Below are 14487 nucleotides of genomic sequence, written 5' to 3'. Positions count from 1 at the left end.
CAGCGCGAGCCCCTCATCGCTCGATCGTCCCTTCGCGGCGGATCTTTCGCTGGAGCTGCATCACGCCGTAGAGCAGCGCCTCGGCCGTCGGCGGGCAACCGGGGACATAGATGTCGACCGGCACGATCCGGTCGCAGCCGCGCACCACCGAATAGCTGTAGTGATAATAGCCGCCGCCGTTTGCGCACGAGCCCATCGAGATGACGTACTTGGGGTCCGACATCTGGTCGTAGACCTTGCGCAGCGCGGGGGCCATCTTGTTGCAGAGGGTCCCGGCCACGATCATCACGTCCGACTGGCGCGGAGAGGCGCGCGGCGCGACGCCGAAGCGCTCCATGTCGTAGCGCGGCATGTTGACGTGGATCATCTCGACCGCGCAGCAGGCGAGACCGAAGGTCATCCACCACAGCGAGCCCGTGCGCGCCCACTGGAACAGCTCCTCGGTCGAGGTGACGAGAAAGCCCTTGTTGTCGAGCTCGGTCGACAACGCGTTGAAATAGCCCGATTCCGGGTCCTTGTGCTGCTGGTGCAGCATCCAGTTCCGGGCCCCATCCGGTGCCGTCGTCGCGCCCGGATTGGCAAGCCGATGGTCGAGCGAGGGCTGGCGATCTACTCCCATTCCAGCGCTCCCTTCTTCCACGCATAGGCAAGTCCGACCGCGAGTTCGCCCAGGAATATCATCATGGTTATCCAGCCCGGCCAGCCGGTCATGTCGAGGCTGACCGCCCAGGGGAACAGGAACGCCGCCTCGAGGTCGAAGATGATGAACAGGATCGCGACGAGGTAGAACCGCACGTCGAACTGGCTGCGCGGGTCCTCGAACGCGGGAAAGCCGCACTCGTATTCGCTCAGCTTTTCCGCATTGGGATTGTGCGTTCCGGTCAGGCGGGCGACGCCCATCGGCAGGAACACGAACAGCACCGAAAGCCCCAGGGCGATGCCCAGGAAGATCAGGATCGGCAGGTATTGCGACAGGTCGACCAAGAGTGATTCCCAGCGGAGGGGGCTAATTCAGGCGTGCCTCTAGATGCCACACCCCGGGCGTGCAAGGGTTCGAGGGTCGCATTTCCCGTTTGAGCGAATTCGCGACGTCTCGAGGCCATAGGGCACGGCCGAGCCGGCGGAATGAGCCGGGCTGCGAACCGAGCCAGCTTGCAGGTCCCTGCGCCTAGCGAGGGGTCAACAGACGCCTTTCTCTATTGCCACCGATGCGCAGGGTGTGATCGCCCGGGAGAGCATGCGCCACCCTTCACCGGTGCGAACGAAAGTCGCGATGTACTTCATCGGCGGAAGCTTGCCGAAGGGTTCCATCGCGGCATCACCCTGCATCTTGCCCATGACGAGCGCGGTATCGCCGACGATCATGGCCTCGGTCTCGACATTGTCGAGATTACCCACGACCGTCCCAAGCCCCTTGATGACCATCGCCTTGTCTTCCAAGCGGCCGCCGGGCGCGAGGACGCGAAGATCGTTCACGGTCAGGTCGCTAAAGGCCTTCGCATCTTTGTCCCGTACCGCCTGCAGTACGGCTTCGTTTGTCTGCAGAACCGCCAGTTCCTCAGTGGAATGTTGCGGCTGACCGGCTTCGGCGCCCGCTGGAACCTCGGGCGCGACAAGCGCGGTTACCGCGAACAGCGGGGCGAGAAGGACTGGTCTCATCGGCCTGCTCCATTCTGTGCTGCAAGGAGGCTATCACCGGTGACAAGGTATGAAAAGTCGGGCCCCGCCGGCCGGCCGAAACGCGCTGGCCGCCTTCCGTGCTACTTGCCAAACGAATGGGGATCGTCACTCACTTCATCATCGAGCGGATCGCCTTTTCGGTGGCGGGTCCGTAAGGCGGCTTGAAACCGCCGAGTTTCGCCACGTCGATCTTCGGCTGGGTATAGACGCTGCGCGCGTGGCTGAACTCGCGGAAGCCCTCGACCCCGTGATAGCTGCCCATCCCCGACGGTCCGACGCCGCCGAACGGCAAATCCTCCATCGATACGTGGAAGACCACGTCGTTCACCGTCACCCCCCCGCTGATCGTGCGGGTGAGCACTTTCTCGCGTTCGCCGGAATCGTCGCCGAAGTAATAGAGGCCCAGCGGGCGATCGTGCGCGTTTACGTAGTCGATTGCCTCGTCGATCTGGCGATAGGTCTTCACCGGCAGGACCGGTCCGAAGATCTCCTCCTGCATCGCCGCCATGTCGTCGGTAACGTTGCGCAAGATCGTCAGCGGCATCTTGCGGGTGTTCGAATTCGAGAAGTCCTCGCCGCCCGGATTGACCTCAATCACCTCGGCCCCCTTCTCGCGCGCGTCGGACACAAGGCCCTGCAACCGTTCGAAGTGCCGGTCGGAAACGACGCTGGCGTAGTCCTCGTTGCCGAGCAGCGTCGGGTACATCTCGTGCACACCGAGCTGGACTGCGGCCACCGCGCCCTCCTCGATCTCTTCGGGCACGTAAAGATAATCGGGGGCAAGGCAGATCTGGCCCGCGTTCATCATCTTGCCCATCGCGATCCGCTCGCCCGCCTTCTTGAGGTCCGCGTCGCGGCCGAGGAACACCGGGCTCTTGCCGCCGAGTTCCAGCGTGACCGGCACAAGATTCCTCGCGGCGGCCTCCATCACCTTGCGTCCCGTGGCAGTCGATCCGGTGAACACGAGGTGGTCGAACGGCAGCTCACTGAAGGCGTGGGCGACCTCGGGGCCGCCGGTCACCACGACGCATTCCTCGGCGGCGAACCGCTTGTCGACCAGCTTCGCCATCAGTTCGCTCGTGCGCTCGGTGAACTCGCTTGGCTTGATCATCGCCCGGTTGCCCGCCGCGAAGACCTGCATCAGCGGCCCGAAGCTGAGATTCACGGGGAAATTCCACGGCGAGAGGATGCCGATCACGCCTTTCGGTTCGAAGCGCAACTCGGCCTTCGCGCCGAGCAGACCGAGCGGGAACTGCACCCTGCGCCTCTCGGGCTTCGCCCACCCCGCGAGGTTCTTCAGGCAGTACTTTCCGAACCCGATCGTCCCGGCGATGTCGGTGATCATCGACTGCTGGATGCTGCGGCTGCCGAAATCGGCGCTCATCGCGCGGCAGAGTTCGTCGGCGCTGTCGCGCAGCAGCGCCATCGCCCGCTCGATCCGGTCGCGGCGGATGGACAGGTCTTCCGGCCGCGCCTGCGTGAAGGCGGCGCGCTGGCGGGCCAGCAAGTCCTTGAGTTCGGTCGTGCGGTCGTCGGACATCGGGCGCTCCTCAAGCGTTGCTGTTTGCCACCGGTCTCGGGGATAAACCGGTGGTTGGCAAGGCGCATGGAGATAGCGCTGTCCTACACAGCCTGACCCGTGCGAAGCCCGCCAGATGACCCATTCGTGCCTCGCCTTGTCCGCTTGCCCCGTCCGATCGAAGGTCATCCGCTTTTTTGTTCCAGGACTGTGTGACAGGTGTGACATGGGCCCGGCGTGGGGTTTTGGCGGAGCCAAGACTCGCTTGTTTGCCTTTGCCGCACTGCAGCACTAGATCGCCTGCAACACGAACACAGAAAGGCCCGCCATGCCCACGTTCTCCGAAGCCGATCCCGTCGTCATCCTTTCCTACGCGCGCACTCCGATGGGCGGCATGCAGGGCGCGCTGTCGGACGTTTCGGCCACCGACCTCGGCGCGACGGCAGTCAAGGCCGCGGTGGAACGGGCCGGGATTGACGGCGAGGACATCGAACGGATCTACATGGGCTGCGTGCTGCCCGCCGGCCTCGGCCAGGCGCCGGCGCGCCAGGCGGCGATCAAGGCCGGGTTGCCCAAGTCGGTCCAGGCGACCACCGTCAACAAGGTCTGCGGCAGCGGCATGCAGACGATCATCATGGCGTCCGAGGCTCTTGCGAGCGGGAGCATGGACGTCGCCGTCGCGGGCGGCATGGAGAGCATGACCAATGCGCCCTACCTGCTCAAGAAGCATCGCTCCGGCGCCCGGATCGGTCACGACACCGCTTACGACCACATGTTCCTAGATGGGCTTGAGGACGCCTACGACGCGGGCCGCGCGATGGGCACCTTCGCGCAGGACACCGCGAACGAGTATCAGCTCACCCGCGAGAACATGGACGACTATTCGGTCGAGTCGCTCCGCCGCGCGAACGAGGCGATCCAGTCTGGCGCCTTCGCCGAAGAGATCGTTCCGGTGACGGTGACCACCCGCAAGGGCGAGACGACCATCGATACCGACGAGCAGCCGCCCAAGGGCAACCCCGAGAAACTGCGCCAGCTGCGCGCCGCCTTCGCCAAGGACGGCACGATCACCGCCGCCTCGTCGAGCTCGATCAGCGACGGCGCCGCGGCGGTCGTGCTGGCGCGCGAGAGCGTGGCAAAGGACAAGGGCGCGGCGCCGGTGGCGAAGATCGTCGCCATGGCTGCCCACGCGCAGGAGCCCAAGGATTTCACCACCGCGCCCGTCGGCGCGATCGAGAAGGTCCTCGACAAGGCCGGCTGGTCGATCGGCGATGTCGACCTTTTCGAGGTGAACGAGGCGTTCGCCTGTGTCGCGATGTTCGCGATGAAAGACCTCGGCATCCCGCACGACAGGATCAACGTCCACGGCGGAGCGACCGCGCTCGGTCACCCGATCGGCGCCAGCGGCACGCGCATCGTCGTCACGCTCCTCAACGCCCTCAAGCAGAAGGGCCTCAAGCGCGGCGTGGCCTCGCTGTGCATCGGCGGCGGCGAGGCAACTGCGGTCGCGGTGGAGCTTATCTAACACGATTCGCGATTCACCTGCCCTGTGCTATGGACGTTGCCGGGTCGCTCTCACTGAGGGGGATGCTCATGCGAATGCTTGTAATTGCGGCGGCTTCGGTCGCTCTTGCGGCCTGCAATCAGTCGGAACCGGCGCCTGAAGCCACCACCGAGGCGGCCCCTGCCGAACCTGCACCGATGGCAACCGTTGCCAACGGTTCGCCCGCCGGCACCTACGAGGTCACCAACCCTGACGGCACCGTCATGACGGCAACGCTGAACGCGGACGGCACCTATTCCGACACCGATGCGGATGGGAAGGTGATCGAGGAAGGAACCTGGGCTGTAACCGGCGGGAAGACCTGCTTCACCCCTTCGACCGAAGGCGCGAAGCCGATGTGCTACACCGAAACGCCGCCCGCGGCGGACGGATCTTTCACGGCGACGCCCGATGAGGGGGATCCGGTAATGGTTAAACCGAAGGCGGACGGCACCGCCGCGATGTAGTCGCCTGGCGAACGGGGGGAGTGGCGACTCCCCCCTCTTCGTGTTGCTAGCTGCCGGCACCCCACAAGCGGTCGGCGCGCACGTATCCCGCGCGGCCCGCGACATCGAAAACGCACCATCCGCCTTCGCACTCGCCAAGCTTGCCAACTACACCGGGTTCGGCGTTCCACCTGAGTTTCGCACCTGCCGAAGGAGCAGCCCGGATTGCCGCGAGGCCGTCCCCCACGACGATCGCGCCGCGATCCTTGCTGAGAAGGTTCGCGGTCACCCAACCCTCGTCGCCCGCTGGATCCCGCACCAGTCGCCAGCCTTCGTGAACGCGGATCACCTTCAGCGGCAGACCCGCGCGGCTGTAGACCCAGCGTATCGGGAAATCGCGGCCCGGCCCTGCTCGCATGTTGAGCCTTTCCGCCTTGATGGTCGCCCAGTACGGCACCTCGCGGTTCTGAGCGCTCGCGGGCGCGGCGAGAAGAACGACGGCCAGGATGACGAAAAATCGCATGACGACACCGCGTTAGCGCGTAATGCCGCATGTCATCAAGCGAGCAGCGCTTGACCGTCGCGCCCCCTTGCCGATAGCCCGACGGCGATGACCGACCGTCCAGAGCCGCGCCGCACCTCGAAACCCCGGGTCGTGGTGACGCGCCACCTGCTTCCTTCGGTGGAAAGCCGAATGAGCGAGCTGTTCGAAACGACGCTCAACCTTGCCGACGTTCCAATGAGCCGCGACGAGCTCGCCGCCGCGATGCGGGATGCCGACGTGCTCGTGCCAACCGTCACGGACCGGATCGACGCGGCGCTGATCGAACAGGCCGGGCCCCGGTTCGGCCTCATCGCGAGCTTTGGCGCGGGGGTCGACCATATCGACCTCGCCGCCGCCCGCGCGCGGCGGATCATTGTCACGAACACGCCCGGCGTGTTCACCGACGACACCGCCGACCTCACGATGGCCCTGATCATCGGCGTTCCCCGTCGTCTTCGCGAAGGCACGTCGCTGATCCGGCGCGGCGAATGGACCGGATGGGCACCGAGTGCGCTTCTGGGGCGCAAGCTGGCGGGCAAGATCCTCGGCATCGTCGGGATGGGCCGGATCGGCCAGGCGGTCGCTTTCCGGGCCCGCGCCTTCGGTCTCGACATTCGCTACCACAACCGGCGGCGCCTGCCCCAGGCGGCCGAAGCGATGTTCGGAGCGACCTGGGTCGACAGTCTAGACGAACTCCTTTCCCAATCCGACATCGTAACCCTGCACTGTCCCTCGGCTCCCGGGAACAGGGGCATGATCGATGCCGGGCGCATCGCGGCGATGAGACAGGGGACGATCATCATCAACACCGCCCGGGCCGACCTGATCGATTACGACGCGATGATCGAGGCGCTCGAAAGCGGGCATCTCGGGGGAGCGGGACTCGACGTGTTTCCGGAGGAGCCGCGGGTCGATGAGCGAATCGTTGCGCTCCCCAACGTCATCGCGCAGCCGCACATCGGCAGCGCCACGATCGAGGGACGCGGACAAGCCGGCGAAAAGGTCATCGCCAACATCCGTTTCTGGGCTGACGGCCACCGTCCCCCCGACCAGGTGCTGGAAGGCCTGGTCTAGACTCAGTCCCCGGTAAGAATCCGCTCGACGAGCTGTTTCACCGTCGGGGTGAAGTTGTTCGAATAGAACGGATCCTCCTTGAACCGGTACGCGGCATGCCCGGCGAAGGCGAGATTCTCGTCCGGGTCGCCCCCGTGGGCAATGTCCTGCAAAGTCTTCTGGATGCAGAAACTGCGCGGGTCCGCGAGACGACCGGTCGTGTGGTTGTCGTGATCCTTCCAGCTCGAGAACTGGCAGTGCGACAGGCATCCCATGCAGCCCTGCTGGTCGGCGCGGATCTGGTCGGCGCTTTCGGGGGTCACGAAGACCACCGTGTCGTCAGGGGTCTTGAGCGCCTCGGTGAAACCCTCGTGGATCCACGCCAGCGCCTTGCGCTGGTCGCCGGGATGAACCCAGAAATATTTCGCCTTGCCGTGGTCGAGCAGGGGTACGGTACCTTCGACCTCGTCGCGCTTGAAGATCGGGATCTGGCGCTCCGAACGATGCATGAGATCGTAGAGAAACGGGGTCTTCACCGCGCTGGAGTAGAACCCGGTGGGCGAGAACTTGTGAAGCAGAACGTCGCCCGGTTCGACCGTGCGGAGCATCTCCTTCCACACCTGGGGGATCGGACTTTCCTGCGTGAGCAGCGGCCGCGTGCCGAACTGAAAGACGATCTTGCCGAGCTCGGGATTGTCGATCCAGTCGTTCCACTCGCGCAGGAACCAGACCCCGCCCGCCATTACGATCGCAGTATCCTCGGAAACCCCCTCGGCCCGCATCGTCTCGCGCAGGGCCTTCACCCTGGGATAGGGGTCCTCGGGCTTCGTCGGGTCCTCGGCGTTGGACAGACCATTGTGCCCGCCCGCCAGCCACGGGTCCTCGTAGACGACCGCCGCCATCAGCTCGGGAACCTTCGAATAGCTCCGCTTCCACAGCGCGCGAAACGCACGTGCCGAACTGACGATCGGCAGGTAATGCACGTTGAACCGGGCGGCGATCTCGGCAAGCTTGTAGGGCATGCCCGCGCCGCAGGTGACCCCGGTGACGAGTCCTCTGCAATTTTCGAGCACGCCTTCGAGCACGCGCTGCGCGCCGCCCATTTCCCACAGGACGTTGATGTTGATCGCGCCCTGCCCGCCAGCGATCTCGTGCGCACGCCTGACCTGTTCGGTCGCGCCGTCGATCGCATATCGAACGAGCTGCTCGAACCGTTCGACCCGGGTCGCTTGCGGATAGACCTGCGGGACCGGGTTTCCATCGACGTCGTAACTGTCGGCGTTGACGGCACTGACCGTGCCGATCCCGCCCGCCGCCGCCCACGCGCCGGAACTTGCGTGATTGGTCGCCGAGACGCCCTTGCCGCCTTCGACCAGCGGCCAGACTTCGCGACCGCCGTAAAGAATGGGTTGCAACCCCTTGAATGCCATCGGCTTTAGCTACCTCTCAGGAGCGTTAATTGGCAGCGGCGCCGTTGCGCCCTGCATCATGCCGGCAGGGCTTGATCGCCGCCGGTTCGGGCCTCGTAGCGGCTCGCTTGAACTGTGCATAGTACCCGGCAAGTTCGGGAGCGTCCTTGAACTGGTCAAGCTTGAACCCCACCCGCTCGAATTCGCAACTCAGCAACAACGGATCGATCCCGTGCTGACCGGCAGGCCGGTCGACATCGACGACCACGACGAGCCCGCCTTCCCGCAGCGACGGCCAAAGCCGCCAGAGAAACGCATAGGGTTCCTGGACCTCGTGATACATATGCACCATGAACACGCGATCGAAGCTATTTTCGGGCAGTTTCGGGTCGTCCGGAGTGCCCAGGCGGATCGACACGTTCTCGAGCCGCTCGCGCTCGACCCGCTGGCCCAGGCGGTCCAGCGCCGCCCGGTCGATGTCTTCCGCGAGAACCCGCCCCTTGCGGCCCACGCGTTCGGCCAGGCGCACGGTGTAATAGCCCTCGCCCGCGCCAATGTCGGCGACAGTCATCCCCGGCGCGATCTCGGCAAGGTCCATCACCTTTTTCGCCTCGCCCACGCTGTCGCGCTGGTTCTCGCTGGAAAACTGCGTGCCCGCCGCGGCGGCAACTTCCCGGTGCGGGCGAGGAAAGTCGCGCGCCGTGTCGGGACGGGCGGTGTCGGCATCCGCCCAACGGCACGCCCCGAGCGCGAGGACGGCAAGCACTAGCATCGCGCGCCCCGACATCAGTCGGCGTCCTCGACCTCGACCGCCTCGCCGGTCACACGCTGGGCCAGCGCCGCCGAAATGAAAGGATCGAGCGCCCCGTCGAGGACGTCGTCCGGCGTCGGCGAAGTGTGCCCGGTGCGCAGGTCCTTGACCATCTGATACGGCTGGAGAACGTAGCTGCGGATCTGGTGGCCCCAGCCGATGTCGGTCTTTGACGCGTGCTCGGCAGAAGCGGCTTCTTCGCGCTTGCGCATTTCCTCCTCGAACAGCCGCGCCTTCAGCATGTTCATCGCGATCTCGCGGTTCTTGTGCTGGCTGCGGTCGATCTGGCTGGCGACGATGATCCCGCTGGGCACGTGCGTGATGCGCACCGCCGAGTCGGTCGTGTTCACGTGCTGGCCGCCCGCGCCCGAGGCACGATAGGTGTCGATCTTGAGGTCGGCCGGGTTCACTTCGATGTCGATGTTGTCGTCGATCACCGGATATACCCAGACCGAGCTGAAGCTCGTGTGCCGGCGCGCGCTCGAATCGTAGGGACTGATCCTTACGAGGCGATGCACGCCGCTTTCCGTCTTGGCATAGCCATAGGCGTTTTCGCCCTTGATCAGGAGCGTCGCGCTCTTGATTCCGGCCTGGTCGCCCGAATGGTAGTCGACGAGGTCGACCTTGAAACCCTTGCGCTCGGCCCAGCGGGTATACATCCGCTGCAGCATTTCGGCCCAGTCCTGGCTTTCGGTGCCGCCTGCGCCGGCGTGGATTTCGAGGTAGGTGTCGTTCGAATCCGCCTCGCCCGACAGCAGCGCCTGAACCTTGTCCGCGTCGGCCCGCTCGGCAAGCCGGGCGAGCGTGGCAAGCCCCTCGCCCTCGATCTCGGCATCCCCCTCCGCCTCGCCCATTTCCACGAACTCGATCGCGTCGGCCATTTCCGCGGAGATTTCGTTGACGGTGCCGATCGCGCTCTCGAGGCGGCGACGTTCGCGCATCACAGCCTCTGCCTCCTTGGGATCGTCCCACAGCCTGGGGTCCTCGACGCGGGCGTTGAGTTCGTCGAGGCGGCGAAGCGCGCGATCCCAGTCGAGCGACTGCCGCACGAGCGACAGCGCTGCCTGGATACGGTCGATATGGGCCTGCCCTTCGGCACGCATGAGTTTACATCTCCAGAAGGAATCGGCCGCCGCTTAGCCGACGGGATGGGCAAGCGAAAGGGAGGCCCGTCAGCGCTTGGCGTTCGCCCGCAATTTCTTGACCGCGTTGAGGGTCAGGCGGACATGGTCCTTGTAGTCGAGGTCGGAGTGGACGAACACGATCTTGCCCGACTTGTCGATGACATAGCTGGTGCGGTCGGTGACGCCGGTGCTCTTGCCATCCCTGACGAGGTCGACGTCGTAGGCCGCGACGATCTTCGGGGTCGCCGACCCCACCGCAAACTTGTTGCGGCACGCTTCGGTCGAGAACAGCCGCAGCGTATCGATGTCGTCGTTCGACATCCCGACTATCGTCGCCCCGTACTTGGCGAATTCGCCCGAAGCCTCGGCAAAGGCGTGCGCCTCGAGCGTGCAGCCATGAGTGAACGCCTTGGGATAGAAATAGAGCACGACCGGCCCCTTCCTGAGCGTACGGGACAGGTCGAAACGGAAGGGCTTGCCGGCCTTTGCCGCCTGGGTCGTGAACGCGGGCGCTTTCGCCCCGGCCGGCAGGCTGGCCGCAGCGGGACCTGCGATCAGCGCCAGCGCGGCGGCAAGGGAGGTTAGTGTCTTCATCGTTCGGGTCCTCTCGGGTCGGCGGTCAGTATATACCACCTTGCTCCTCGACGAAATCGCCGGGGCGCTCCTCGCTCCTCCGAGCGCCCGTGTTCGACGCCGCAGCCTGCCGACCGCGACGAATCATCTCGAGGATCTCGTTGCGCTTGGCGGCGATCTCGTCCTGCCGGGTCGCCCGCGGAGGCTCAGTGTCTGGCTTGAATGCCTCCCAGATCACCGCAGCCTTCGGATCGTTCGTCGGCCAGGCGTCGAACACGCGCTTGCCGCTCTGGCGGTCGATCCGCACCATCCGCACGCCCGCGGGGGCGACCAACGGATCGTCGGACCAGCGGTCGCGTGTCGCCTTCACGAAATCCATCATCATCGGCGCCGCGGTGTTACCGCCCTGTACCCAGCCGCCGAGATTGCGCGGCTTGTCGAAGCCGATGTACATTCCCGCAATAAGGTCCTGGCTACCGCCCACGAACCACGCGTTGGTGGGGCCGCTGGTGGTGCCGGTCTTGCCGAACAACGGCAGTTCGAGCGCGCGCAGCCGCACAGCGGTGCCGCGCTGGACAACACCTTCGAGCATGTGGATCACCTGGTAGGCCGTCCGCGCGTCCATTACCTGCCGGCCGGTCGGCGCCAGTCGCGGCATTCCCTTGCCGTCCCATTCCGCCATGTTGCACCCGGAGCATTCGCGCCTGTCCGCGCGCCAGATCACCTTGCCACTGCGGTCCTGGACGTAATCGATGAGCGTGGGCTCGTGCATCCGCCCGAAGTTCGCCAGCGTGGCATAGGCATTGACCATCCGCTGCACGGTCGTGTCCCCCGCACCAAGCGCGAATGCCGGGTAATTCTCGTACTTGCCGATTCCCAGTTTCTCGAAAGTGCGGGTGACGTTCGGCATGCCCGCTTCCATCGCGATGTGAACGGTCATGAGGTTGCGGCTCTGCTCGAGCCCCCAGCGCATAGTGTGCACGCCTCCGCCTCCGCCTCCGAAGTTGCGGAAACATTTCTCGCCGAGCGCTGCTCCCTGGTAGAAGCAATAGGCCTGGTCCGGCACTTCGCTTGCCGGGGTCATGCCCTGATCGAGACCGGTCGCATAGACGAACGGCTTGATCGTCGATCCCGGCTGCCTGAGCGCCTGGGTCGCGCGATTGAAATCCGACAGGCGGCTGTCGAACCCGCCCTGCATGGCGACTACGCGGCCGGTTGCCGGCTCCTCGACGAGAAAGCCACCGGATACCTCGGGCACAGTGCGCACGACGTACCCCCTGCCATTCGGAGCGGCAGCGATCACGTGGCCTGCCTTCAGTCCATCGGGCAGACCCGACAATGGGGCCGTTTCTCCGCTCGAAAAGCCGATGGTCGCGTTTGCGCCCTCGCGGCGCGTCACGACGCCGACGCGCCAGTCCTTGTAGTTGATGCCGAGGGGCGAAGCGGCAAGCTGCGATTGCCAGGTGTCATCCGACACGTCGATCGTCGCCAGTGGGCCCGACCAACCCTTTCCGGCGCTGTAGCGCAGGATACCGCCGCGCAGGGCGTCGCGCGCCGCGGCCTGGAGTTCGGGATCCAGCGAGGTGCGAACCCACAGGCCGCCCGCGTATACGCTGTTCTTGCCGTCCTCGGCCGTTTCACCGAACTTCTCGATCAGCTCGCGCCGCACTTCCTCGAGGAAGTAGCCTGCGTCGACCGACGGCACGGCCGATCTTGCCGGCTTGAGCCCCAGCGGTCGCCGCTTCGCTGCAGCGCCCTGCGCGGCCGTAATGAAATCGTTCCTGACCATCTGGTCGAGGACGAAATTGCGCCGCTCGATCGCGAGCGCCTCGTTCTTCTTGCGGCCGTAGCGTTCCGGCGCCTTGGGCAGGATCGCGAGGAACGCCATTTCGTGGAGGTCGAGGTCGCCGACGTCCTTGTCGAAGTATGCGCGGCTCGCCGCCTGCACACCGAAGCTGCGCCGGCCGAGAGGAATCTCGTTCAGATAGAGCTCGAGAATCTGCGGCTTGGTCAGCACGCCCTCGATCCGCTGCGCGAGGATCATTTCCTTGAGCTTGCGGGTGATCGAATACTCGTCGCCAAGCAGGATGTTCTTGGCGACCTGCTGCGTGATCGTCGAGCCGCCGACCGCGCGCTCGCCAGACCCGAACTTGGTCGCGTAATCGATCGCTGCACCGATGGTGCCGGTGATGTCGACCCCGCCGTGGGTAAAGAACGTCTTGTCCTCGGCAGCGAGGAAGGATTCGATCAGTTCTTTGGGAAAATCGGCATACTGGAGCTGCACGCGTCGTTCGCGCGCGTAGGAGTGCACGATTTCTCCGTCACGGCCGCGTACGATCGTGGGCAAAGGGGGCTGGTAATCGACGAGCGTCTCCGCGTCGGGCAGACCGCTCGACAGGACGGCCCAGCCTGCCATGAAAACGACGAGGCCGGCTGCGACAAGGCTCGACACCCAGCGGAACCAGCGTTTTTCGCGCCAGTTTTCGCGAAACCATGCAGCGACGCCGTGCGCATCCCTGCGAATGCGATAACGGAAATGCTCGAGGGTGGTCGTTTCGGCCATGATCGCCGGGCGCCTTAGCACGGCGTTTCCGCGGCGCGCCAGTGGCTAGGTCAGGCCTCGCCCGAGGTCCGCGCGAAGTAGATGCGGATTGCCCGTGCGAGCACTCTTGCGAACTCTGCCCGCCCCCCGGGGGAAGCCATTCTCGCCGCCTCTTCCGGATCGGAGATGAAGCCCGCCTCGTACAATACGCTCGGGACATCGGGCGCGCGAAGCACGGCAAGCGCAGCCGAACGCCGCGGTTGCGGATGGAAGCGAAGCACGCCTTCGCCCTCCCGCGCGATGATGCGGGCGAACTCCGCGCTGTCGGCCTGGCTGCGCCGTTGCGACAGCTCGACGAGGATCGCGCTGACGTTGTCGTTCTTATCGTCCAGTGGGACGCCGTTCACCGTGTCGGCGCTGTTCTCTCGGGCGGCAAAGCGCGCTGCGGCCTGGCTCGAGGCCTCGTCCGACAGGGTATAGATGCTCGCGCCGGTCACGCCATCGACAGTGCCGGATGAATCGGCATGGATCGACAGGAACAGGTCCGCGCCGAGCGAACGCGCAATCGCGAACCGCTCCCCCAGAACTAGAAAGCGGTCGTCCTCGCGGGTCAGCGCGACACGGATGCCGCCGTCGCGCACAAGCTCGTCCCGCAGCGCGGTGGCAAGACCGAGCACGATTTCCTTTTCGCGCAAACCCCCGGCGCTTGCGCCGGGATCGTGCCCGCCGTGGCCGGCGTCAATGACGACAAGGGGGCGGGACTTGTCCTGCGGGCCATGGATCTTCGGAAGATCCGGCGCTTCGCCTTGCGCGGGAATTTCGAAGCGCAGGACATAATTTCGGCCAAGCACCGGTACAGGCAGCGTCAGGCCGAGCGCCAGGAGCGCTCCGAAAAGCGCCAATGGCGCGAGAAATACCAGCCAGAGTTGCGTGCGCAGCGACATCAGCCGGGATGGTTAGGGACATGTCGCGCGAGCGCAATATGGTTGCTAGGCAAAACCCACGGTGCTAGCAGGTGCCGCAACCGGTCCACCGGACACGCGCCGCCCGGCCGCGCCCCTGCGCAGCCGCCGGCAGGTCCGGTCCGGCGTTCTTTTTGCCGGGTTTTTTGTCCGGCCGACTACCAGGTTGATGCAAGCGATGAGCCTTCCCTCCCCGCAGATCCCGTTGCCGCTGCAAGGCGGCGCACGGATCGCGGCGGGCCGGGCCGCGCACGAACCGCGCACGCGCATCCTTGCAGACA

The 14487-nt window shown here is 65.4% G+C and carries 14 protein-coding genes; 3 read left to right on the top strand and 11 right to left on the bottom strand.

What is annotated here, in order from left to right:
- Positions 1–13: 13 nt before the first annotated feature.
- The 4 genes from ACPV3N_RS00990 to ACPV3N_RS00975 form a co-directional block, all read right to left on the bottom strand.
- Positions 14–535, bottom strand: coding sequence for a NuoB/complex I 20 kDa subunit family protein (locus ACPV3N_RS00990; RefSeq protein ID WP_440117383.1), 522 nt, complete (start codon positions 533–535; stop codon positions 14–16).
- A gap of 74 nt (positions 536–609) precedes the next feature.
- The gene (locus ACPV3N_RS00985) at positions 610–984 is read right to left on the bottom strand and encodes an NADH-quinone oxidoreductase subunit A (RefSeq protein WP_440113394.1); all 375 of its coding nucleotides are present in this window, start codon (positions 982–984) and stop codon (positions 610–612) included.
- A gap of 195 nt (positions 985–1179) precedes the next feature.
- A complete protein-coding gene (locus tag ACPV3N_RS00980) occupies positions 1180–1659 on the bottom strand; it encodes a nuclear transport factor 2 family protein (RefSeq protein ID WP_440113391.1) in 480 nt (159 codons plus the stop codon).
- 130 nt (positions 1660–1789) lie between these two features.
- Positions 1790–3220, bottom strand: a complete 1431-nt coding sequence (locus ACPV3N_RS00975; protein ID WP_440113388.1) for a coniferyl aldehyde dehydrogenase — start codon at positions 3218–3220, stop codon at positions 1790–1792.
- A 307-nt stretch (positions 3221–3527) separates the two neighbouring features.
- Here ACPV3N_RS00975 and ACPV3N_RS00970 point away from each other — a divergent pair, with 307 nt between their 5' ends.
- The gene (locus tag ACPV3N_RS00970) at positions 3528–4724 is read left to right on the top strand and encodes an acetyl-CoA C-acyltransferase (protein WP_440113386.1); all 1197 of its coding nucleotides are present in this window, start codon (positions 3528–3530) and stop codon (positions 4722–4724) included.
- 176 nt (positions 4725–4900) lie between these two features.
- The gene (locus ACPV3N_RS00965; protein ID WP_440113383.1) at positions 4901–5209 is read left to right on the top strand and encodes a hypothetical protein; all 309 of its coding nucleotides are present in this window, start codon (positions 4901–4903) and stop codon (positions 5207–5209) included.
- 46 nt (positions 5210–5255) lie between these two features.
- Here ACPV3N_RS00965 and ACPV3N_RS00960 read toward each other — a convergent pair whose 3' ends face one another.
- A complete protein-coding gene (locus tag ACPV3N_RS00960) occupies positions 5256–5711 on the bottom strand; it encodes an SH3 domain-containing protein (protein WP_440113380.1) in 456 nt (151 codons plus the stop codon).
- 87 nt (positions 5712–5798) lie between these two features.
- On the opposite strand from ACPV3N_RS00960, the gene ACPV3N_RS00955 reads away from it, so the two are divergent.
- Complete coding sequence (locus tag ACPV3N_RS00955) at positions 5799–6806, top strand: 2-hydroxyacid dehydrogenase (protein WP_440113377.1); 1008 nt, start codon at positions 5799–5801, stop codon at positions 6804–6806.
- 2 nt (positions 6807–6808) lie between these two features.
- Here ACPV3N_RS00955 and ACPV3N_RS00950 read toward each other — a convergent pair whose 3' ends face one another.
- The 6 genes from ACPV3N_RS00950 to ACPV3N_RS00925 all read right to left on the bottom strand — a co-directional run bounded on the left by ACPV3N_RS00950 (position 6809) and on the right by ACPV3N_RS00925 (position 14188).
- Positions 6809–8215, bottom strand: coding sequence for an NAD(P)H-dependent flavin oxidoreductase (locus ACPV3N_RS00950; protein WP_440113374.1), 1407 nt, complete (start codon positions 8213–8215; stop codon positions 6809–6811).
- 25 nt (positions 8216–8240) lie between these two features.
- Positions 8241–8981 (bottom strand): class I SAM-dependent methyltransferase, encoded by a 741-nt coding sequence (locus tag ACPV3N_RS00945; protein WP_440113371.1) that lies wholly within the window; start codon positions 8979–8981, stop codon positions 8241–8243.
- A complete protein-coding gene (gene prfB / locus ACPV3N_RS00940) occupies positions 8981–10108 on the bottom strand; it encodes a peptide chain release factor 2 (protein WP_440113368.1) in 1128 nt (375 codons plus the stop codon). Before prfB ends, ACPV3N_RS00945 begins: the two co-directional genes overlap by 1 nt.
- Before the next feature lie 69 nt (positions 10109–10177).
- On the bottom strand, positions 10178–10723 hold the full coding sequence (locus ACPV3N_RS00935) for a peroxiredoxin (protein WP_440113365.1): 546 nt from the start codon (positions 10721–10723) through the stop codon (positions 10178–10180).
- A 25-nt stretch (positions 10724–10748) separates the two neighbouring features.
- A complete protein-coding gene (locus tag ACPV3N_RS00930; RefSeq protein WP_440113362.1) occupies positions 10749–13265 on the bottom strand; it encodes a penicillin-binding protein 1A in 2517 nt (838 codons plus the stop codon).
- Positions 13266–13315: 50 nt separating this feature from the next.
- Complete coding sequence (locus ACPV3N_RS00925; RefSeq protein WP_440113359.1) at positions 13316–14188, bottom strand: N-acetylmuramoyl-L-alanine amidase family protein; 873 nt, start codon at positions 14186–14188, stop codon at positions 13316–13318.
- Between the last annotated feature and the right edge of the window lie 299 nt (positions 14189–14487).

This window comes from Tsuneonella sediminis (assembly GCF_051912845.1).
GTDB classification, from domain to species: Bacteria; Pseudomonadota; Alphaproteobacteria; order Sphingomonadales; family Sphingomonadaceae; genus Tsuneonella; species Tsuneonella sediminis.
This window is presented reverse-complemented; position numbering and strand designations above follow the sequence as displayed.

Coding starts and splice junctions, on each gene's coding strand:
- ACPV3N_RS00990 (WP_440117383.1), bottom strand. CDS start 535: ATGCTGCACCAGCAGCACAAGGACCCGGAATCGGGCTATTTCAACGCG.
- ACPV3N_RS00980 (WP_440113391.1), bottom strand. CDS start 1,659: ATGAGACCAGTCCTTCTCGCCCCGCTGTTCGCGGTAACCGCGCTTGTC.
- ACPV3N_RS00975 (WP_440113388.1), bottom strand. CDS start 3,220: ATGTCCGACGACCGCACGACCGAACTCAAGGACTTGCTGGCCCGCCAG.
- ACPV3N_RS00970 (WP_440113386.1), top strand. CDS start 3,528: ATGCCCACGTTCTCCGAAGCCGATCCCGTCGTCATCCTTTCCTACGCG.
- ACPV3N_RS00965 (WP_440113383.1), top strand. CDS start 4,901: ATGGCAACCGTTGCCAACGGTTCGCCCGCCGGCACCTACGAGGTCACC.
- ACPV3N_RS00960 (WP_440113380.1), bottom strand. CDS start 5,711: ATGCGATTTTTCGTCATCCTGGCCGTCGTTCTTCTCGCCGCGCCCGCG.
- ACPV3N_RS00955 (WP_440113377.1), top strand. CDS start 5,799: ATGACCGACCGTCCAGAGCCGCGCCGCACCTCGAAACCCCGGGTCGTG.
- ACPV3N_RS00950 (WP_440113374.1), bottom strand. CDS start 8,215: ATGGCATTCAAGGGGTTGCAACCCATTCTTTACGGCGGTCGCGAAGTC.
- ACPV3N_RS00945 (WP_440113371.1), bottom strand. CDS start 8,981: ATGTCGGGGCGCGCGATGCTAGTGCTTGCCGTCCTCGCGCTCGGGGCG.
- prfB (WP_440113368.1), bottom strand. CDS start 10,108: ATGCGTGCCGAAGGGCAGGCCCATATCGACCGTATCCAGGCAGCGCTG.
- ACPV3N_RS00935 (WP_440113365.1), bottom strand. CDS start 10,723: ATGAAGACACTAACCTCCCTTGCCGCCGCGCTGGCGCTGATCGCAGGT.
- ACPV3N_RS00930 (WP_440113362.1), bottom strand. CDS start 13,265: ATGGCCGAAACGACCACCCTCGAGCATTTCCGTTATCGCATTCGCAGG.
- ACPV3N_RS00925 (WP_440113359.1), bottom strand. CDS start 14,188: ATGTCGCTGCGCACGCAACTCTGGCTGGTATTTCTCGCGCCATTGGCG.